The sequence below is a fragment of the Erwinia sp. V90_4 genome (assembly GCF_029967685.1).
Lineage (GTDB): Bacteria > Pseudomonadota > Gammaproteobacteria > Enterobacterales > Enterobacteriaceae > Erwinia > Erwinia aphidicola.
On the sequence record NZ_JASCAQ010000041.1, the window covers coordinates 80621 to 103502 of the forward strand.

The window sequence follows — 22882 nt, forward strand, 5'->3', positions numbered from 1 at the left end:
TTCCTCTTAACTTTAGACCCCCTGCACGGGAATGCGAACCGCGCAGGGGTTATTTTTTTGTTATACGACATGGACCTGCAGATTGTGCTGGATCAACACGTCGCCCAGGGTGTTCTCCGACGACAGCGCCGAGTTGTGGTAGACGTCATAGGTTTGCCCGCCGACCGTGCGCTGCCCGGTGGTAGCCCAGATGCCGCCATCACCGTTGGCCAGCGTTACCTGGTCACCCAGCGTCCCTTTAATCAACAAATCATCCGTCTGCTTGTCGGTGATGTTCAGCGCCTCATTAAGGTCCAGCTTGATGCTGTTATTGCCCGCCTTGCCGAGGTCGATAATCTCGATATGCTCCACCTTCAGCCCGAGCGAGGTGAGATCCAGCGTGAGATGCTCGCCGTTCAGCACCAGGGTGTCGGTCCCTGCGCCACCGTCGATATGGCTAAAGTCCATTGAGCCAACCGAGATGGTGTCGTTACCGCTGCTGCCCGTCACCGAGTCGCCATGCAGCACCTGCCCGTCCGCCAGCGTAATGGTTACGCCGCCGATAGTGTAAGCATCGCTGTCAGCCTCGACGGGAGTGGTCGCCGCTGCCGCGGTGCTGGTCGTCGCGCTGGTGCTGGTAGTGGCGGCATCGGTGCTGCTGGTGTCGCTGTCGGTCACCAGCGTCGAGTGAACTGCCGCGACGGCATGCGCCGTGCTGCTGCTCTCCTCCGTGGTGCTTGTTTTGCTGCTGGTGCTGGAGGTATCGGTTGAGGCCACCGCCAGCGAGTCATCAGCCGCGACCGCCATCAGCGATGCCGCTGCCACCGTTGAGCTGACCGGCAACAGCGAGCCGAGCAGCAGCGTGGTAGAGGTCGTCGCCGGGTTGCCTGCCGCATCCACCGCCGCGACCGTCACCAGCGCGCCCAGGTTCAGCGTGGTGAGCAGCCCCCCGGTGAACTTGGCGCTGTAGCGCCCATTGGCGTCAATCACTGCCGTTTGCGTTTGCGACTGGCCATTCTGCGACAGCGTGATGCTGACCGTGGTGCCCGTTGCCAGGCGCAGCGTGCCGCCGGAGATGGTCAGACCGGTTAACAACACGCTCACCAGGCTGGTAACCGCATCGACCCCAATTGCCGGCAGGCTATGGGTCACCGCCGTGAAGCTGGTGCTGGTGCTGGCGCTGTTGCCCGCCCGGTCCGTCACGGTTACCGCGACAGTGTGGCTGCCATCGGCAATCGCGCTGAGGCCCGAGCTCGGCACGCTGACGCTCCAGCTGCCGTTGCTGCCCACCGTGGTGTTGTAGACCGTACCGGCAATGTTGACCGCCACGGTTCCGCCCACCGCGTTGGTTGCCGTGCCGCTCAGGGTCTGCGCCGCCCCCGCTTCCGCCAGGTTGAGGTAGTGGTCGGTAAACACCGAGGCGTTGGTCAGCGTGACCGTTGGCGTGACGTGCGTACCGACAATCACCGATGCCGAGCCGTTTGCCGTGTTGCCCGCGCCGTTGACCAGACTGGCGGTAATGGTCTGCGTACCGTCCGCCAGCGCCAGCAGGCTGGCAGAGGGGACTGAGACACTCCAGCTGCCGTTGGCGGCAACAATAGCGTTAAGGGTCAGTGCACCGACCTTAACCGCAATGGTTGAACCTTCCGCATTGGTGGCGGTACCGGAGATAGTCTGCGCCGACAGCGCCTCGACCGCATTCAGACCGCCGTCGCCAAACAGCGTGCCGATAGTGATAGTCGGGGCGGTCTGGGCGATCACGCTGACCGTACCGCTGGTGGTCGCGCTGTTGCCATACGGGTCGCTAAGCGTGACCTGCGCCGTCTGCGTACCGTTCGCCAGCGTCGCGAGGTCCGCTTTCGGCACGCTCAGGCTCCAGCCACCGCCGCTGCCCACCGTGGTGGTATAGGTATGCGTTCCGAGCACCACCGTGACCGTTGAACCCGCCACCGCGTTAGTAGAGGTCCCGCTGATCAGCTGGGCGTTGGCGAGATCGCCCGCGCTCAGCACGCCGTCACCGAAAATAGTGTTGACCGCGATAGTGGGGGCGCTCTGCACGCCGATGATGACGCCCACGCTGGCACTGGCGTTGTTACCATAGGCATCGGTCACCGCCACACCCACGGTAAGATTGCCGGTCAGCAGCGTGGTCAGCAGCGAAGGCGCCAGCGCGGCGGTGAAGTTACCGTTGGCATCGGTGGTGGCGGTCAGCGTGGTGGTACCCACATTGATTCTGACGCTGGTTCCCGCCGCCACGTTATTCACATGCCCGCTCAGCGTCTGGCCGAGCAGCGCTTCCGCCACGCTCAGCACGCCATCGCCAAACAGCGGATTCAGCGTGACCGAAGGCAGGTTGTTGATGCCCACAATCGCACTCAGCGAGTTGCTGGTGGTGTTACCCGCCGCGTCGGTAACGCTGACGCCGACATTGAGGTTGCCGTCGGTCAGCGTTGCCAGCAGCGCCGGGGTCAGCGCAATGCTGAATTTCCCGTCGCTGCCTGCGGTCGCTACCAGCTGCGTACTGTTTACGCTTACCACCACGCGCGCTCCGGCAGTGGTGGTGCCGCTGATGGTCTGGGTCAGCAGCGCATCCGCCGCGTTCAGCACGCCATCACCGAACAGCTGCAGCTGGTTGAGCACCAGCGACGGCGCGGTGAGGTTAACTGCCAGCCCGCCCGAGGCGCTGGCGGTATTGCCCGCCGCATCCTGTAGCGAAGCGGTCACCGTCAGGTTCGGGTTACCGGTCAGCAGCTGCAGCTGCGCCTGCGTCAGGTTGGTGCTGAAGGTGCCATCGGCATTCACCGTGGCGGTGGCAGAGACAATATTCCCCACGTTGAGATTGACGATAGTGCCCGCCGCCACGTTTTTCACCGTGCCGCTAATCAGCTGGCTGGCGAAGTTAGTGACATCGTTAAGGTTGAGCGCCCCGTCACCGAAGATGGTGTTAAGGGTAATGCTCGGTTCTGCGGTCAGCAGGCCCACGGTGACGCTGTTGCTGGCGGTGTTGCCCGCCGGGTCGACCACTTTGACGCCCAGCGTGGCGTTCCCGGTGGCCAGGCTAAGCAGATCCGTGGCGCCAACATTCACGCTCCACGCCCCGCCCGCCTGCACCGTGGTGGTATAGGTTTTAGTGCCGAGGGTGACGGTAACGGTTGAACCGGCCACCGCATTCAGCGTACCGCCAATGGTCTGGCCCAGCAGCGCCTCAGCGTGGTTCAGCAGATTATCCCCGCCAAACAGGCCGGTAAGCGCCGGAACTACCGGTACGTTGTTGATAATCGCCGTGACGTTTTCCGCCAGGGTTTTGCTGTTACCTGCCGCGTCGCTCACCACTACATTGAGCGCCAGATTGCCATCGGTCACGCCGCTCAGCGCGGAGGATGGGATGGCCAGCGACCATTTACCATCCTGGCCCACGGTGGCGGTCAGGTTTTGTCCCCCCAGAGACAGGGAAACCGTTGCGCCAATGGTGCCGGTACCGGTAATCACGTGATCGACCAGCAGATCGGCTTTGCTCAGGAAGCCATTATCAAACAGCGGGTCAACCGCCAGCGCCAGGGTGTTCAGCACTTTGCTGATGGTCAGCGCGGCGCTGCCCTGGTTGCCGTTGACGTCATTGACTCTGACCGACAGCACGTTGGTGCCGCTGGCTAACAGGGCAATCTCGGCAGCGGCCAGCGGGATGCTGAACACCCCGTCAGTCACCACGGCCGAGGCCAGCAGCGTGTTGCCCAGATAGACGCCAACGGTTTGACCATCCGCGCCGGTCGCTGTCCCGGTCAGCAGCTGCTGTAGCGTTGCTTCCACCCCATTGATGATGTTGTCCTGCGCCAGCACGTTAAGCGCGATCAGCGGCGGTGTGGTAGCCACCACGATGCCATGCGTTGCCGTCCCGACGTTGCCCGCTGCATCGCTAATAGAGGCATTAATGGTTTGCGCATTCTGCCCCAGCGCCTGCAGATCCGCCGACGGCACGTTGAGTGACCAGGTACCGCCCGCCTGCACCACGGTGGTGTAGGTTTTTCCGCCCAGCGTGACGGTCACCGTACGCCCCACTTCAGTGAGCGATGCGGTGCCGCTGATGGTCTGCGAAACCGCGGCTTCGCTGGCGTTCAGCACATTATCCGCACCGGCAAAGTCACCGATAGTCAGGGTTGGCACCAGCGTATCGACCAGCACCGTGGTGGTGGTGGTTACCGGAGAGCCAACGGTTGGGGTATAGGTGACAACCACCGTATCTGTCCCCTGCGGGAATTCCGCAGTGGAGAGTGCAGCAGAGGTCCAGTTGTTATCCGCACGGATTGCATTAACCGTCACCGTGCTGACTAAGGTGCCATTCACCGTAATGGTGATGGTGCCTCCGACACCCGGGGTGGCATTTTGCAACGCACCGCTCAGGGTGGTGGTTGCCCCATCCGCTGCGTTAATAATATTGTCGCCGGTTACCGGGTTCAGCGTGATTGACGGCGTCAGCGGCACGGTCAGGTCAAGAATCACCGAACCATTGGCGGTGGCGGTGTTACCCGCCGCGTCGGTAATCGATACGCTGTAAGCGCCCAGGTTGGTTGCCAGCTCGGCGAGCGCGGCGACCGAGACATTGACGCTCCAGCTGCCGTTGGCCTGCACCGTGCCGGTTAAGGTCTGGCTGCCGATGGTCAACGTTACGGTGGAGCCGACGTCGGCAGCGTTGGTGGTCCCGGTCAGCGTCTGAGTGGTCAGGCTTTCCAGATAGCTCAGGGTGTTATCCCCGGCAAAGGTCAGGCCGGAGATCGCTGGCGCCACGGTGTCAACGATAAAGCCTTCGCTGATGGTGTTGCTGTTGCCCGCAGGGTCTGTCACGGTCACCGACAGATTCTGCGACCCCTGGCCAATCCCGCTCAGTTCGGCGTTGGTCAACGCGAGGGTCCAGTTGCCGTTGGTCCCCACCGTAGCTGCATGGGTCTGGCCGTTGAGGGTGACGGAGACCGTCTGGCCTGCCCCCACTGCCCCGGTGGTTCCGGTCAGCGTCCCGCCGTTGGTCAGCTCGTTGAGATTAAGGTAGCCGTCACCAAACGCCACGCCAACCGTGGGCAGCGGCAGCGTCAGGTAAGCGTCGAAGCCCAGCGTCTGGCTGGCGCTGTTGCCTGCCGCATCGGTTACCGTCACGCTGAGATTGTGTTCGCCGTTCGCCAGGCCGCTCAGCGCCCCGGCAGGCAGCGCCACCGACCAGCTGCCGTCGCTGTTCACCGTGCCGGTATAGCTGATGCCATTGACGTCGACCTTCAGCACCACGCCCTGATTGGCGCCGGTCACGCCGGTATTCCCGGTGATGGTGATCGCGCCGTTGGCCTGAGTAATGCCCAGCGCGTCGTTAGCAAACGGATTGGTGATGGTCGGCACCGGGGCGGTCAGCACGGCGGTGTAGCTGCCGTTGAGCACCGATTCGTTGCCGTAGCTGTCGGTAGCGGTCACCACCACGGTTTTCGTCCCGTTGCCAAACCCGGCAAGCTGATCGGGCGTCAGGTTCAGCGACCAGTCGCCGTTGGCGTTTACCGTGGCGGCAATCGCCGTACCGCCGTTAATACTGACCAGCACGCTCTGCCCCGCCCCGGTCACGCCGGTAGAGCCGCTGAGTAGCTGGGCGACGCCCGCCTCCGCAATGCTCAGCAGGCCATCGACAAACGGCGTAACCAGCGTCACGGCCGGAATATCATGCACCGCCACCACCAGCGAAGTGTTGGCAGAGCTGCTGTTGCCAACCGCATCGGTGATGGTCACCGAGATCGGCCAGTTACCGTCCGGCAGCGCCTGCAGCACCTCAGCCGACAGCGGCAGCGACCAGCTGGTGCCGTCGGCACTGATGGTGGCAGGCAGCAGTGCGCCATTGACGTTGACCGTCACCGTCAGCCCCGCCAGACCACCGGCATGGGTGATCGCCCCGCTCAGGGTGCCGCCGAGCGCCGCTTCCGCCGCGTTCAGCACGCCGTCGCCGAACAGCGGCAGGCCGCCAACGGACACGGTTGGCAGTGCGGTAACGATGGCGTCGAAGTTCAGCGTGGCGCTGTCGCTATTGCCCGCTGCATCGCCCGCCGTCACCACGATTTCATGATTGCCATTGCCCAGCGCCAGCAGCTGCGCCGGTGACACCGTGGCGCTCCATACGCCATTATCATTGACCGTCGCGGTCAGCGCGGTGCCGCCAATGGTGACGCTGATGGTCTGCCCGGCCCCGATCAGGCCGGTGGTGCCCGTCAGGGTCTGTGCGACGCCCGCCTCAGCGACATTCAGCAAGCCGTCAACAAACGGCAGATTGATGGTTGGGTTCAGCGTAGTGGTCAGCACCAGTTCCGCACTGGCGGTAGCGCTGGCCGGATTCACCAGCCCGGCTTCGGTACTGACAGTGACCTGCACCGCCCCGTTACCCAGCCCGACCAGCGCGCCCGCCGGAATATTCGCCGACCAGGTACCGTCAGCGCCCACCGTACCGGTAAAGGTCAGGTTACCGACCGTCACCACCAGCGCCGTGCCGACCTCAAGATTGCTCACCGTACCGGTCAGCGTCTGCGCCAGCGCCGCCTCCACGCCGCTCACCAGGCCGTCACCAAACGGCAGACCCAGCGTCAGCGTTGGCGTATCGTGAACATCCACTACAATCCCGACGTTGCTGGTGGTGGTATTGCCGTTGGTATCGATAACGGAAACGCCTACCGTGACGTTGCCGTCCACCAGCGCCAGCAGATCGGCGGCTGGAATAGTGGTGCTCCAGTTACCGTCTGCATCGGCCAGCACGTTGTAAACTTTGGCCCCCACCGTGATGGTCAGATTAAGGTTTGGCAGGGTGGTGCCTTCAATCAGCAGACCCGCCAGCGCTTCGGCCAGGCTGAGAATATTATCCGCACCCACGCCGACATCCACCGTCAGCAGCGGCGGCACGGTGTGAACGGTGAACTCCTGGCTGTCCGTCGCCACGTTCTGCGCCACATCATTGCCGGTCGCGGTGACGGTGTTGCCATCTTGCGGCAGCGCCTGCACATCCGCAGCGGGCACGGTGGCCTGCCAGTTGCCGTCGGCATCCACCGTCGCGGTGTAGTTTTTATTGTTCAGGGTGACGGTAATCGTCTGCCCCGCCGGAATATGCTGGCTGCTCCCGGTGATCGTCAGGTCACTGCGCGACTCCTGGTAGTCGACCATATCGTCGCTGGTCACGGGATCGATGGTAATGGTTGGCAGGTTGCCAGGCTGCGCCACCACGGTGAAGTCCTGACTGTCGTTGGCAATATTGCCATCGCGGTCGGTGACGGAAACGCTCACCTGCTGAGCACCATCCGCCAGCTGCTGTACATCCGCAGCCGGTACGCTGAAGCTCCATTCCCCACCGGTTACCGTAGTGGTATAAGTCTGGCCGCCGAGCGTGATGGTGACCGTTTGACCGTCCGGCACGCCGTCACTGGTGGTGCCACTCAGCAGCAGCGGCTGATTATGCTCGGTGCTGTTGATGTAGTCATCGCCGGAGACCGGAGCAATGGTGATTAACGGCAGGTCAGCAGCGGTAGCGCGCACGGTGACGGTTTCAGTTTGTACCGTCTGGTTGCCCGCGCTGTCGGTCAGCGTGGCGGTCACGGTGTAATCGCCGTTGGCGAGCGTTTTGGTCACGCTGCCCGGCAGATCGAAGCTCCAGCTGCCGTCACTCTGCACGATAGCAATGTAAGCAGGCTGGATGCCGTTAAAGATGATGCTGACCTGCTGGCCCACCTCATCCGGCGAAGTGCTGCCGGAAACGGTAATCGTCTGCTGGATCTCGGTCGGGTTGATGACGTTATCACTCGCCACGTTATTCAGCACCAGATCCGGCGGCGTCAGGTCCACGATGGCGGCGCTGCTGACAGTGCCGCTGTTACCCGCGGCATCGGTCACCGTCACCGTAATCGGCAGATTGCCTTCGTTCAGCCCCTGCAGCGTGGCCGCCGGGATATTCAGCGTCCAGTTGCCGTTGTTATCCACCGTGGCCGGATAGTCCGTGCCGCCGATGTTCACGCTGACCTGCTGGCCTGCACCGACAGTGCCGGTGGTCCCGCTCAGCGTCTGGCCTGCGCCTGCTTCATCCTGGTTGAGGTAGCCATCGCCAAACGGGGTGTTGATGGTCGGCTGCAGCGCGGCGGTCGCCAGGGTGACATCCGCGCTGTTGCTGCCCGGGTTGCCCGCCTGGTCGGTGACCGTGGCGGTCAGCGTGTAGTTGCCGTCGGTGACGCCCGTCAATGCCGCCGCCGGAATATCCAGCGTCCAGCTGCCGTCGGCACCCACGGTGGTGGTCCAGGTCTGGCCGTTGAAGTTAACGGTGACCGTCTGCCCTTCCAGTGCCGGACCGCTGCCGTTATCGGTGCTGCCGCTAATGGTCAGCGGCTGGCCCGCTTCGCTGGCGTTAATAATACCGTCGCCGGCAATCGGGTTCAGCGTAATGGCCGGAGCCACGGTATCAACGTTAAAGCTGACCGGCTGCGTACTGGCGTTGCCCGCCGCATCGGTTGCCGTCACCTGCAGAGTATTGCTGCCCTGTTCGAAGGATTGCAGTACCGCAGAAGGCAGGCTGATGCTCCAGTTGCCGTTACCGTCGACGGTGCCGCTGTACTGGGTGCCGTCAATGGTGACGCTCACCGTCTGGCCGTTACCGCTGACGCCGGTGGTGCCGTTCAGCGTCTGGGTCAGCGCGGCCTCACTCGCGTTGAGCGCGCCGTCGTTAAACGGCACGTCGACAGTGACGGCAGGAAGCGTATTGACCACCACATTCAGGCTCGCACTGCTGTTGACGAGGTTACCGGTGGCGTCGGTTACGCTGACGCCGACGGTTGCCGGGCCATCAGGCAGCCCTGCCAGCGCGGCAGCCGGAACCACCACGCTCCATGCGCCGCCGTTGCCGACCGTCGCCTGGAAAGTCTGGCCGTTGATGGTCAGCGTCAGCTGGCTGCCCGCGTCGACGTTGGCGGTGTGCCCGGTCACGATCAGCGGCTCCTGCGCTTCGCTGGCATTGAGATAGCCGTCGTTGGAGATCGGGTCGATACTGATGCCGGATGCCAGGCTGTTCACCGTGACATCATGGCTGGCACTGACCGGGTTTCCGGCCGCATCGCTGACCGCCGCCGCGATGGTGGTAGTGCCGTTCTCCAGCCCTTGCAGCGTGGAGGCAGGAATAGAGACGCTCCAGCTGCCGTCCGCCTGCACCAGCGCGCTGTATACTTCCGTACCAAGGGTGATGCTGACCGTCTGCCCGGCCTCCACATTACTGGTGGTCCCGGAGAGCAGCTGGCTGCTCTGCTGCTCCGCCCCGTCCAGAATATCGTTGCCGGCAAAGGTATTGATGCTGATGGTCGGCAGATCGGCGGCCGCCGCCTTGACCTCCAGCGGGCTGCTGGTGGTGGTGCTGTTGCCTGCTGCATCGGTCGCCGTAACGCTCAGCGTGTAGCTGCCGTCAGCCAGCGCCTGCAAATCGACGCTCGGAACAGATACCGTCCAGTCGCCGTTGCCGTTGACCTGCACGCCCTGGTAGGTGACGCCGTTCAGCGTGACGACAATCGTGTCCCCGGCTTCGCCCCGACCGCTGACGGCCAGATCCGCGCCCTGTTCGGCAGCATTCAGGATGCCATCGCCCGCCACGGGGGCTACCGTTACCGTTGGTGCCACGGTGTCGACCGTAAACGGCTGGGTGGTATTGGCGCTGTTACCTGCGGCATCGCTGACCACCACGCTGAAGCTGTTATCCCCCTGGGCCAGGCCCGCCAGCGCGGTGGCAGGTACCGCCACGCTCCAGCTGCCGTCAGCCGCTACGATACCGGTATAGGTGGTGCCGTTCAGCGTCAGGGTGACGGTCTGACCATCGCCCGTCACGCCGGTGCTGCCGGTAATATTTTGTGTCGCCGTTGCCTCCTGCGCGTTGAGCGCGCCGTCGCCAAACGGTGGGTTAACGGCGACCACCGGCAGGGTATCAACAATCACCACCAGGCTGCTGCTGCTGGTCTGGGTTACGCCCGCCGCATCCGGACCGCTGACCACAATCGGCAGCGTGCCGTCGGTGAAATCCGCCACCACGTTTTGCGGCAGCGTCACGCTCCAGCTGCCGTCTGCCTGTACGGTTGCCAGGTAAGACGCCCCGCCAATCGCCACGGTCAGCTGGGTTCCCGCCGTGTAATTCGCCGAGGTGCCGCTGATGGTCAGCGGCTGCGCCGCTTCCTCCGCATTCAGGTAACCATCCACGCTGACCGGGTTAATCGCCAGGCCGGAGAGCTGATTATTGATCTCGAAGCTGCCGCTGACCGTGGCCGGGTTGCCTGCCGCATCGCTGACCACCACGCTGTAGCTCTGTTGGCCGTTACTCAGCGCCTCCAGCGCGGAGGCCGGAATGGTCATGCTCCATGCCCCGCTGGCCTGCACTACGCCAGTGTAAGTCACACCGCCCAGCGTGACGCTAACCAGCTGCCCTTCCTGCACGTTAGTGGTGGTGCCGCTCAGCACCTGACTGACGTGCTGTTCCGCGCCGTCAACGATGTTATTACCGGCAAAGGTGTTCACCGTCAGGGTCGGCAGCGTTGCCGCGTCCACACTGACCGCCAGCGTGGTGGTCTGCGTAGTGACGTTACCTGCGGCATCGGTAGCGGTCACGCTGAGCGGATAGTTACCGTTGGTTAGCGCAGCCAGATCGTCAGCGCTGAGCGGCAGCGACCACTGGCCGTTTGGCCCGACGGTGGTGGTGTAAGTTTCATTGTTTAGCGTGACGGAAATGCTGGCCCCGCGCTCGCCGCTGCCGCTCAGCGTAATGCCCTCCTGCTGCTCGGCGGCGTTGAGGATGTTATCCCCGGCTGGCGGATTGAGCGTCAGCGCTGGTGCAGCGACGTCCACCGTCAGCGCCGGGGTCTGCGTGCTGATATTGCCCGCGCCATCTTTCACCGCCACGCTGACGGTGTAGTCGCCGTTGGTCAGTGCAGCGAGATCGGCTGGCGGAACGCTGACCGACCAGTTGCCGTCACCGTCAACGTTAGCGGTGTAGACTTTGCCGTTCAGCGTCACGCGCACGCTGTCATTGCTGTCGCCGGTACCGCTGATGGTCAGAGGCTGCCCCTGCTCGGCGGCATTGAGATAGCCATCGGTAGAAATTGGCGCCACGGTAAAGTCCGGCGGCGTGGTGTCCAGCCCGACAGGGCGAGTCACGGTCGCGACATCTCCCGCCGTTGTAGTGGCCGTCACGGTCAGCGTGTAGCTGCCATCGGTCACGCCGTTCAGCGCGCCGGCCGGAATGGTGGCGCTCCACAGGCCATCAGGCCCGACGGTGGCAGGGTAGTTAGTGCCATTGAAGTTCACTACCACCGAGGTACTGCCGTCCGGCACGCTGCCGGTAACGTTAAACCCGGCGGTCGCTTCTACCGCATTGATCAGATCGTCGCCCGCAACCGGATTCACCAACACTTGATTGGTGATACTGGTATCCACATCGACCGTCGCATTTTGGCTGGCGCTGTTACCGTTCGGCGCGGTCACCACTACGGTTACCGTGTTGTCGCCCTGCGGCAGTGCCCCGAGGGTCTCTGCCGGAACGGTCACCGACCATGCGCCGTTCACCACCGTGGTGGTCAGCGTCTGGCCACCAATGGTGACGCTGACGGTATCACCGCTGGTGCCGGTCCCGGTGATATCCAGCGGCTGCGCGGCTTCAGCGCGATCGATGATGCCGTCTCCGGCAATCGGATCGAGGGTATAAGTAGGCGCGGTAAGCTGCACCTGTACTACCTCACTGTTAACCGTCTGGTTGCCCGTTGGGTCAGAAACCGTGACCGTCAGCGGATAGCCGCCGTTTTGCAGCGCCAGCACGTCGTTGGCCGGGATGGTGGCGCTCCAGTTGCCGTCACCGTCGACCACCGCCTCATAGGTTTTGCCATTCAGGCTGACCACCACGCTATTGCCCGCCGTGGTGGTACCGCTAATGTCGAGCGGCAGCGCATGTTCCGCCGCGTTGATAATGCCATCTTCAGCCACCGGGCCAACCGTCACTGGCGGCAGCTCAGTGGCAATATTCACCGGAACCGGCGTGGTAGTGCTGCTGTTTCCGGCCACGTCCGTCGCGGTGACGGTAATGTTCTGTTGCCCGGTCGGCAGCGCCTGCAGCTGTTCCGGCGTTAGCGCCAGCGTCCACACGCCGGAGCTGTTAACGGTCGCGTTAAAGTCCGTACCGCCGATGTTGACCACCACCGTCTGGCCGTTGCCGGTTTCGCCAGTGGTGCCGCTCAGCGTCTGGCCCGCGGCTGCGGTTGCTTCAGCATTGGTCAGCACGCTGTCGCCAAACGGCGCTTCCAGCGTTGGCTGCGGCAGAGTGTTGATATGCACATTGAGGGTACTGCTGCTGGTCACCTCAGTGCCATTTGGCGCCACCACGCTGGCGGTGGCGGTAAACGGACCATCGGCCAGTACGGTGAGATCGCCCGCCGGAATGGTGGTGCTCCACGAACCGTCCGCCTGCACCTGCGCGCTATAGGTTTTGCCGTTGAAGGTGAAGGTGACGGTGCTGCCTTCCGCGATATTGAGGGTGCTACCGCTCACAGCCAGCCCGTTTTCGGCTTCCTGCTGGTTGAGATAGCCGTCGTCGCTCAGCGGGTCAAAGGCAATCGCCGGCTGGGTGTTATCCACGGTGAAGGTTTTGCTGCTGCTGCCGGTGTTGCCTGCCTGGTCAGTAATGCTGACCGTCAGGGTGTAAGAGCCATTCGCCAGCCCGCTCAGCGCCGATGCCGGCAGCTCCACCTGCCAGCTGCCCGGACTGCCCGCCTGTACCGTGGTGGTGTAGCTTTCGCCGTTCAGGGTAACGGTAACCGTATTTCCGGCTTCGGCATTGGTCACGGTGCCGCTGATAATCTGCGCCACCTGCTGCTCTGCGCCATCAACGATATTATTGGCGGTGACGTTAGAGACAAAGATCGCCGGAACCCCGGTATCAATAGCCAGCGGCGTGCTGCTGCTGCTGGTGTTGCCCGCCGGATCGGTTGCGGTGACGTTGAGGGTATAGCTGCCGTCGGTTACGCCCGCCACGTAAGTTCCCGGAATGGTCAGCGTCCACTGGCCGTTGGTGCCGACCACCGCGCTGAAGGCGGTACCGTTCAGCTCAACGCTAATGACGTTACCCGCTTCCCCGCCGCCGGTGACGACCAGCGGCTGGCCGGATTCCGCGGCGTTAATAACGCCGTCAGAGACCGGATTAACGCTGACCGCTGGGGCCGTCAGGTCCACTTCGATGGTGCGCGTGACGGTGGTGCTGTTGCCCGCCGTATCGGTGCTGGTGACCTGCAGTGGGTAGCTGCCATTGGTCAGGGCCGTCAGTGCGTTTGCCGGCAGATCGATGCTCCAGCTGCCGGTGCCGCCAACCGTGGTAGTGTAGGTTTCGCCATTCAGCGTGACGGTGATGCGGTCGCCGACCTCGCCGGAGCCGCTGAGGGTTTGCAGCTCGCCGCTCTCTGCGGCGTTGATGCGGTTATCCCCGGTCAGGGCTTCCACGCTGACCTGCGGCGCCACGGTGTCGACGGTGAAGTTGCCGGTCGCCGTGCTGGTGTTGCCCGCACTGTCAGCCACCGTGACGCTCAGGGAGTTGGCCCCCTGCGGCAGAGACTGCAGCACGGCGGAAGGCAGGGAAACACTCCAGTTGCCCTGCGCGTCCACCGTCCCGGTGTAGGTAATCCCCGCAATCACCACGCTGACGGTCTGGCCTGCCCCCTCCACCCCGGTGCTGCCGCTCAGGGTCTGCTCGCTGCCGGCCTCCGCCGCGTTGAGCAAGGCATCGCCAAACGGCGGATTGATGCTGAGGTCGAGCTCAGAGGTCACGGAACTGTCCAGCGAGTGCTGAGCCGTGACGGTGTTGCCATTGATATCCGTGGCAGTGGCGGTCACGGTCAGGTTGCCGTTGGGCAGCGCCACCAGGTCGGCAGACGGCACATTCACCGTCCAACTACCGTCGCTATTGGTCGTGGTCAGATACTCTTTGCCGTTGAAGGTCACCGCGACGCGGCTGCCTGCGGCAACAAAGCGGCTGAAGCCGTGAATCGCCATCGGCAACAGCGACTCATTGTGGCTCAGCATATTGTCATCGCTGATCACCCCGATGGCGATGGCGCTGAAGGTGTTATCAACGGTGAAGCTCCCGTTGGCGCTGGTCGGGTTACCGGCAACGTCGCTGACGCTGACGGTGTAGCTGTCGGTGCCGTTCGCGAGGTTAGCCAGCGCCGCTGCAGGAACCAGCACGCTCCAGCTGCCGTCGGCGTTCACTAGCCCGGTATACTGGTTGCCGTTAAGCGTCACGGTCACTACCTGCCCGGCCTGTACGTTGCTGGTGCTGCCGGTCATCAGCTGCGACAGCCCTTTCTCGGCGCCATCCACAATATTATCGCCGGCAAACGCGCCCACGGTAATCGCCGGCAGCGAGGCAGCGCTGGCAATCACGGTCAGCGGCTGGCTGCTGCTGCCCATGTTGCCGAGACTGTCGGTAGCGGTCACCGTCACGGTGTAGCTGCCGTCCGCCAGGCCGCTAACCACATTGGCCGGTATATTGGCGCTCCAGCTGCCATCGGCAGCCACGGTAGCGGTGTAGTCGACATTGTTGATGGTCACGACCACGCCCGCACCCGGCTCGGTGGTGCCGACGATCGCCAGCGCCGCGTTATGCTCGGCAGCATTAAGATAGCCATCGCCAGAAACCGGCGCGACGGTCACAACCGGAGGCGCGGTATCGATGACGATCGGCGCCTGCACGGTGGTTTCATTGCCGCCGCTGTCGCGTGCGGTAATGCTGATGTCATATTTGCCATCACTCAGCCCCTGCAGGGTGGCCGGGTCGACATTGACGCTCCAGCTGCCGCTGGCATCGGCCGCGCTATGGTAGGTCACACCGTTGATCACCACGGTAATGGTGCTGAGCGCCTCTGCCTGGCCGCTCAGCGCCAGCGGCTGATTCTGCTCGCTGGCGTTAATCACGCCGTCGCCAGCAATGGTGCCGACAGAAAGGGTTGGCGGGGTGGTATCCACGCTGACAGTGGTGCTGCTGACGATCTGGTTGCCTGCAGCATCGCTGACGGTCACGGTGACCGTATTGCTCCCCTGCGGCAGCCCGCTGAGCGCCGATGGCGGCAGCGTTACGCTCCACTCGCCGGTGGCCGGGTTAACCGTCGCCGGGTAGTTCACGCCGTTCAGGCTCACGGTGACCACCTGGTCCGGCAGCGCCAGCCCGGTATTACCGCTCAGCACCTGCGGGGTTGTCGATTCGCCCAGGTTGAGGATGTTGTCGCCACCGAAGGCGGCATTAAATTCAATATTGTTCGGGAAGTTAACCTGCACGCCCAAATTGAGGCTGCTGGTCACCGAGTTGTTATTGGCATCGGTGACCACCACCGGATAACTGCCGTTAGCCACTCCGGCGAAATCAGCCGGAGGAATGGTGATGCTCCAGCTGCCATCGGCTGCCACGGTGGTGTTGTAAGTATGACCGTTAAAGGTGACGGTGAGCGGCGCGCCCACGGGCAGATTGAGGCTGGTACCGTTCACGCTAACCGGTGACTGAGCCTCCTGCGCGTTGACCCAGTTATCTTCGCTGATCGGAGCAATGGCGAGGCTGGCGGCAGCCGGATCGAGAACCACACTGACCGAACCGCTGCTGGTGGCGACGTTGCCTGCTTTATCGGCAACGGTGGCGGAGTACGTTACCGTCTGGCCATCGCTCAGACCGCTGAGGGCGCTGGCCGGGATGGAGACGTGCCACAGCCCGCCCGCCAGCACCGTGGTGGTGTACTGCACCCCGTTGAAGGTCAGGGTCAGGGTTTGTCCGGCCTGCACGTGGGCGGCAGTGCCGCTCAGCTCCTGCGCCACATTCAGCTCTGCCCCCTGCAGAATATTATCCCCGGCGAAGCTGTTGAAGGTGATGGTTGGCTGATTGGCTGGCTGGGCGGCAAAAGTCACCTCGGTATAGGCCGTGCCCTGGTTACCGGCCGCATCGGTTGCCGTTACGGTGACCGGATAGCTGCCGTCAATGAGGGTAGCTTTGCTTTCCGGCGGAACCACCACGCTCCAGTCGCCGGAACCGTTGGTGGTGGTGGTCAGCGTCACGTCGCCAAACTTCACCTGAATAGTGCTGTTGGCTTCCGCCCGACCGATGATGGTCAGGTTACCCGCCAGTTCAGCGGCGCTGACGTAGCCATCGCCGCTGACGGGGTTAACGCTAACGGCAGGCGCCAGCGTATCCACGTTGAGATTCAGCGGGTCACTGCTGACCGTGTTGCCATATTTATCGCTGGCCGTTACCGTCAGCGAATTATTCCCCTGCTCAAGCTGCTGCAGCGCGGAAGCTGGAATATTGACGCTCCAGCTGCCGTTCGCGCCCACCGTCGCGGTGTAGGTCTGACCATCCAGCGTCACGGTGACGGTCTGGCCGCCGGTGCTGGTGCCGGTCAGCGTCAACGCCTGGCCGACATCGGCGGCGTTGAGTGGGGCATCAGGAATATTCACCTCCAGCCCCGGAGGCTGGGTATCGACATTCACCTGGGTGGTGGTGGTGGTTTTGTTGCCTGCGGGATCGGTGACGGTCACCACCAGCGGCAGCTGCCCTTCAATCGGGGTTGAGACCGCATTGGCGGGCAGAGTGACGCTCCAGCTGCCGTTACTGTTAACCGTGCCGGTGTAGGTGTTGCCGTTGAACGTCACAGTGACGGTCTGCCCCGCCCCGCTCACGCCGGTGTTACCGGTGATGGTCTGGCTGCTGCCCGCTTCCGCACCGCTCAGCACCCCGTCGCCAAACGGCAGATCGATCCCGGCATTTGGCAGCGTGGTGTGGACGTCAACCGTCACGACCGTACTGTTCTGCAAAGTGGTGCCGTTGGCCAGCGTGGCGGTCGCCACGATCAGGTTTGAGCCTTGCGGCAGGCTTTGCAGATCGGCAGACGGTACGCTGATGCTCCAGCTGCCGTTCGCTGCCGTGGTGGTGGTGTAAGCATGGCCGCCGAGGGTGACGGAAATCGCCGTGCCGGCTGGCAGACCGCTGGCCGTACCGGAAATGGTCAGCGCGCTTTGTGCTTCCGTGGCGTTAAGATAGCCGTCGCCGCTGATAGGCGCAGTGATGCTGATGCTGCCGGTGGCATCGGGCTGTACGGTGAAATTGTGCGTATCGGTCGCCGTCTGGCCGCTGGCGTTGGTGACGGTGGCGGAGAGGGTCGCGGTGCCGCTCGCCAGCGCCTGCAGCGCGCTGGCAGGAACCGAGACGCTCCAGCTGCCGTTGGCCTGCACGCTGGCGGTGTAGGAAACGCCGTTAAGGGTGATGGTGACCGTCTGCCCGGCCTGTACGTTGGTGGTGGTGCCGCTCAGCAGCTGGCTGGTCTGCTTTTCCGCGCCGTCCAGCACGTTATCCCCGGCAAAAGTGCCGATGGTCAGGGTGGGTACGCCGGGTACCACCGTTGGCTCAACGGTGAAATTATGCGTGTCGGTCGCCGTCTGGCCGCTGGCGTTGGTGACGGTGGCGGAGAAAGTGGCAGTCCCGCTCGCCAGCGCCTGCAGCGCGCTGGCAGGCACGGAAACGCTCCAGCTGCCGTTGGCCTGCACCACCGCCGTGTAGCTCACGCCGTTAAGCGTAATAGTCACCGTCTGCCCGGCCTGCACGTTGGTGGTGGTACCACTCAGCAGCTGGCTGGTCTGCTTTTCGCTGCCGTCAAGAATGTTATCCCCGGCGAAGTTGCCGATAGTCAGCGTCGGCGTGGTGGCAGGCGGATTTGTGCCGCCGTTGTTGTCATCGCCCCCGCCACCGCCGCCACCGCCCGCTAAGGCGCCGATGCCCACGCCGACTAATCCCAGCGCCCCGATACCGGCAGCGGTCATCACGCCGTTACCGGCCCCCGTATCAGCCAGCAGCAGCGGTTCAATACTGCCGAGGGATTCATATTGCGGGGTGAGGACCATCGCGGTCTGTGCATCAAGTTCGTTGGTCACCGGGAACAGCACGTGCTCCGGCCGGTTAACCCCATCGTCAAACACCAGTTCGCTGTGCTCGCCGTCCACATCGTCAAAGAAGAACTGCTGATAGCGCACGGTAGTGCCATCTTTCATGTGCAGGATCAGGTCGTTACCCTGGCGTTCGTATTCAGCCACCATCTCGCGCGTGCCGTGGATTTTCACCACGCTAGGCTGATTGAGGAGAACCGTTTTCGAGGAGCCCGAAGTGGCCTGAGAGAGGATCGTTCCGTCGTCGCGTGAAAGGATTTCTACGCTGCCATTATTGAGCTGTGCCATGGTCATAACCTCGTGTACACCAGATAACAGGGATTAAGTGTCCAACGCATAAAAGTGAAAATAAATTTCACTTTTATTGCGTTAGACAAAATTTTGAGCAGTGCCATCTACCGGCAGCGCTTTTCACCTGATGTACGGACGGAGGTTAGTTTCCCCGCGAAAATATAGGACCAAAACTGGCTAATAGAGACTGTTATTTTGTTAATTTCACTAACAGATATAATTAATAAAGTGAATGTGTTGTTTGATGTTTATTTATCGGAAGGATAAATTTATTTAATTACTAACCGTACTCGACAGCTGAGAAGAGCGGCAAAAAATGCCAGATAATTACTATTCAGCTGACAGTAATGATTTGATTTAAATCCAAGAAAAATCCTAATCGGCAGCGAGAGGAATGGGCAATTTATTACGTCAGAGTGGATTAAAAACAGGTAATACCGCCCGGTGAGTTTCGCGAAAATTTCATGTTGATTCGTGACATTCAGCACAAGTTTTATCCAAGACAAACGTCTGGTGAGGAACGGTCATAAAGTCACTGCCAGCAGAATTTTTTTACGCTTTTCCAGTGATTTGGCTTAAGGAGTGATCCCCGTCACGCTTTCCAGGACTCCTCTGGAAATTTGCCCTTAAGCGACAATTCTGATTAACAGCCGCATTTTTTCAGGTTATTAACTCCTCTACCCTAATCTAGCTGGATTGGTGCCAGCGCTTTTAACCTCATTCCGCCAGGGTTTAGCTTCTTAAAACAGGTCAGATGTGGTAAAAATTGGGGCTAATTTTTGTGGCTGGCAATAGGGATAAAATGACGACAGTGGATGCGCAAGCCTCTGATACTCAAGCGCGAGCAGTACAGCGCGCAACGCGAATAGCGTTTTTGATCGCCGGTATCGGGATGGCGTCGTGGGCCCCGCTGGTCCCCTACGCTAAACAGCGTGCTCAGCTGAGTGACGGCTCACTCGGTACCCTGCTGCTGTGCCTGGGTTTAGGCTCACTAATCGCCATGCCGCTCACCGGCGTGCTGGTCGGCCGCTTCGGCTGCAAGCGGGTGATGGCCACCGGAAGTGCTCTACTGCTGGTCCTGCTGCCTCTGCTGGCATCGCTCTCAACGCCCCTCTCGCTGGGGCTGACGCTGATGGTATTTGGTGCTGCGATCGGGTTAATCGACGTGGCGATGAATATCCAGGCCGTGGAGGTCGAAAAGGCCGCAGATAAGGCCATGATGTCGGGCTTTCATGGCTTTTTCAGCGCGGGGGGGATTGTCGGTGCCGGTCTGGTCAGCGCGGCCCTCGCCCTTGGCGCCAGTCCGTTAGTTGGCGTGCTGTTTATCGATTTATTACTGGTCCTGCTGTGGCTGGGCTGCCAGCGTCACCTGATGAACCAGCGCCTGCACCAGCCGGATACACCGCTGTTTGTGATGCCGCGTGGCTGGGTACTGTTCCTCGGAGTGATGTGCTTTATTCTGTTTTTAACCGAAGGCGCAATCCTCGACTGGGGGGCGCTGTTCCTCAACCAGGCGCGTGACCTGCCTGCCGCTCAGGCCGGGCTGGGCTATGCGGTGTTCTCGGTGGCGATGACCATTGGCCGCTTAACCGGCGACCGAATCGTTAACTATTTTGGCCGCACCGCGACGCTATTCTGCGGCACGCTCTGCGCCGCCGCCGGGATGCTGCTGGCGGTGTTGGTGCCGAGTACGCTGGTGACGCTGTTGGGTTTTATGCTGATCGGTTTTGGTGGTGCCAATGCCGTACCGATTATGTTCACCGCTGCGGGTAAACAGCAGGTGATGCCGGTCAATCTGGCGATTTCGGCCATGACAACCATCGGTTATGCAGGTATTCTGGCAGGCCCGGCTTTAGTCGGATTTATCTCACAGTTGTCCAGCCTGTCGGTGGCCTTCAGTGCCATTGCCGCGCTGCTTTTAGTCGTGGCTGCCAGCGCCCGACTGATTACACGTTAACTGGGGTTTCATTGCATGTTGCCATATAAATTTCCGCTGACATCCGGCAATGTTACGCGCTTTTTTGTGATGTTTATCGTGGTGCTGCTTCTGGCATCAGGATTTATGATCCACAACGCGGTAAATGCCTGGTTGACGGAAAAACGTTATGCGATGGCGGATATCACCCATGCCATGCAAAAGCGCATTGATACCTATCGCTTCGCCACCTGGCAGATCTATGAAAACCTGGCGGCCAGCGCGGCCGGTATGCCATCGAACAGTCTGCAGGAAACGCGCCTGCGCCCGGACGTCTACTATCTGGAAAAAACCCGTCGTAAAACCGAAGCGCTGATTTTTGGTTCTCACGATAGCGGCACGCTGGATATGACCCTGCGCATGAGCAACTACCTTGATACGCTGTGGGGCGCGGAAAACAGCACCTGGTCGATGTACTTTTTGAACGGCCAGGATAACAGCATGATCCTGGTCTCTACCCTGCCGCTGAAGGATATGGCCACGCGCTACAAAGAGAGCGCCATCAGCAATATCGTTGAGGCACGCCGCGCGGAGATGCTGCAGCAGGCCAACGCCCTGGACGAGCGCGAGAGCTTCTCGCCGCTGCGCCGCTTCAGCTGGCAGAACGACCACTACTTTACGGTTCGCACCACTTTTAATCAGCCGGGTCATCTGGCAACCGTGGTGGCGTTTGACCTGCCGGTGAATGACCTGGTCCCGCTCAATATGCCGCTGGAAAACTTCCAGTTGAAGCAGGATGCCGCACCGGTGGCGGAAGGGGATGACAATCAGGACAGCAACGGCAGCACGCGCATTGACTGGGTTAACCCGAATATTGAAATTGCCGCTTCGCTGGCCAGCACCCCGCTACAGCTGGTTTATCGCGTACCGATCACCGGCCTGGTCATTGATACCCTGCACAATCTGCTGTGGCCGCTGCTGGCAAACTTCGCGCTGCTGATCATGTCGCTGGCAGGGCTGTTTTTGCTGCGCCAGCAGTCGCTGCGCCCGAGCGAGAATCAGAGCGCAGAGCTGGAGTCACTGCGCCTGCTGAACGAAGAGATTGTTGGCACGCTACCGGTCGGTCTGCTGGTGTATGACTTCGCCAACAACCGCACGATTATCAGCAACAAGATTGCCGAACATCTGCTGCCGCATCTTAACCTGCAAAAGATTATCAATATGTCCGATCAGCATCAGGGCGTGCTGCAGGCCACGGTGAATAACGAAGTGTATGAGATCCGCCATGCGCGCAGCGTCATTTCTCCGCATACCCAGCTGTTTATGATGCGCGATCAGGACCGGGAATTACTGGTCAACAAGAAGCTGCAGAAAGCGCAGCAGGTGCTGGATAAAAACCACCAGTCGCGTCAGCAGCTGTTACAGAACCTGGGTCATGCCCTGCAGCGCCCGCTGCATGATGTTATCAGCCGTTTGCAGTCTCTCGGGGCGGAACACCAGCCTGAGCAGCTCGAAGATTCGCTGGAGGCGTCACAGGCTCTGAGCCGCCTGGTGGATGATATCGTGCTGCTGAACCAGCTGGAAACCCTCGACTGGGCGCCGGACGCCTGCAGCTTCAGCCTGCAAACCCTGCTGGATGAGCTGGCGGTAGAGATCCTGCCGATAATGCGCCGCAAAGGGTTGACGCTGATGATTAACAACACCCTTAGCAGCGATGAGATGCGTTTCGGTGACCGCCGGGCCATTGCTAAAATTCTCTCAACGCTGGTGCATTACGCGGTGACCACCACCACCTGGGGCCGCGTCAGCATCACCATCATCGCACCGCCAGAGCGCGCCGACCGCCTGTCGATTGAGATTGTCGATACCGGCGCGGGGCTGTCCGCCGATGAGATGGCGAATACCGATTTCCCGTTCCTCGGAGAGACGCACCAGGATCGTTTTGGTCAGGCATCCGGTATGGCCTTTTTCCTCTGCAAGCAGCTGTGTAAACAGCTTGGCGGGCATTTGGACATTGCGGCGCGCCCGGATATTGGCTCGCGCTACAGTATTCAGCTACACGCCCCGCTGGAGCCGCAGCAGGATCAGGAAGAGAAACTGCTGGAAGGGGTTAACGCCCTGATTGATATTACCGTTGATGACGTGCGTAAAATCGTGGTGCATCAACTGGAAAACTGGGGCGCGAACTGCATTACGCCAGACGAGCGCTTCTCCGGCCAGGAACATGATGTGCTGGTGACTGACGATCCACAGCGTTTAACGCCATGGTCGCTACTGCTCACGGATGATGAACCCGGTTTCAGCCAGCTGGCTGCAAATCAGTACCGCGTGAACTTCAATATCAGCAGTGCGATGCAGGATGCGCTGCTGACGTTGATTGAACAACAGCTTGCCCGGGACGAGTTGACTGACGAAAATATGGACCCGCAGGATACGGCTCAACTTTTCGCCAGTGGCTATTTCCAGCTTTTCGTTGATACAGTACCAGATGATGTAAAGAGGCTGTATAATGAAGCCGCAGACAGGGATTACAGTGCGCTGGCTCAGACCGCACACCGGCTGAAAGGCGTGTTTGCCATGTTAAATTTGCTACCCGGCAAGCAGCTTTGTGAAACGTTAGAACTGCACATTAAAGAATGTGACGATTCAAACATTAAAAATACCACCAGTGAAGTTGACACTTACGTCGATGAACTGCTGCAGCAAGGTAACCAATAA

The 22882-nt window shown here is 61.4% G+C and carries 3 protein-coding genes; 2 read left to right on the forward strand and 1 reads right to left on the reverse strand.

Features of this window, described 5'->3' with window-relative positions; all coding sequences use genetic code 11:
• Positions 1 to 60: 60 nt before the first annotated feature.
• Complete coding sequence (locus QLG07_RS08115) at positions 61 to 18246, reverse strand: Ig-like domain-containing protein (protein WP_282468965.1); 18186 nt, start codon at positions 18244 to 18246, stop codon at positions 61 to 63.
• A gap of 805 nt (positions 18247 to 19051) precedes the next feature.
• Between QLG07_RS08115 and QLG07_RS08120 the strand changes: the two genes are divergently transcribed.
• A complete protein-coding gene (locus QLG07_RS08120; RefSeq protein ID WP_062818157.1) occupies positions 19052 to 20206 on the forward strand; it encodes an MFS transporter in 1155 nt (384 codons plus the stop codon).
• A gap of 15 nt (positions 20207 to 20221) precedes the next feature.
• Positions 20222 to 22882: a phosphotransferase RcsD gene (rcsD, locus tag QLG07_RS08125; RefSeq protein WP_282468966.1), complete on the forward strand. Its 2661-nt coding sequence runs from the start codon at positions 20222 to 20224 to the stop codon at positions 22880 to 22882.

What these genes read in the sequence shown, in the direction of transcription:
- QLG07_RS08120 (WP_062818157.1), top strand. Translation starts at nt 19,052, where the DNA reads ATGACGACAGTGGATGCGCAAGCCTCTGATACTCAAGCGCGAGCAGTA.
- QLG07_RS08115 (WP_282468965.1), bottom strand. Translation starts at nt 18,246, where the DNA reads ATGGCACAGCTCAATAATGGCAGCGTAGAAATCCTTTCACGCGACGAC.
- rcsD (WP_282468966.1), top strand. Translation starts at nt 20,222, where the DNA reads ATGTTGCCATATAAATTTCCGCTGACATCCGGCAATGTTACGCGCTTT.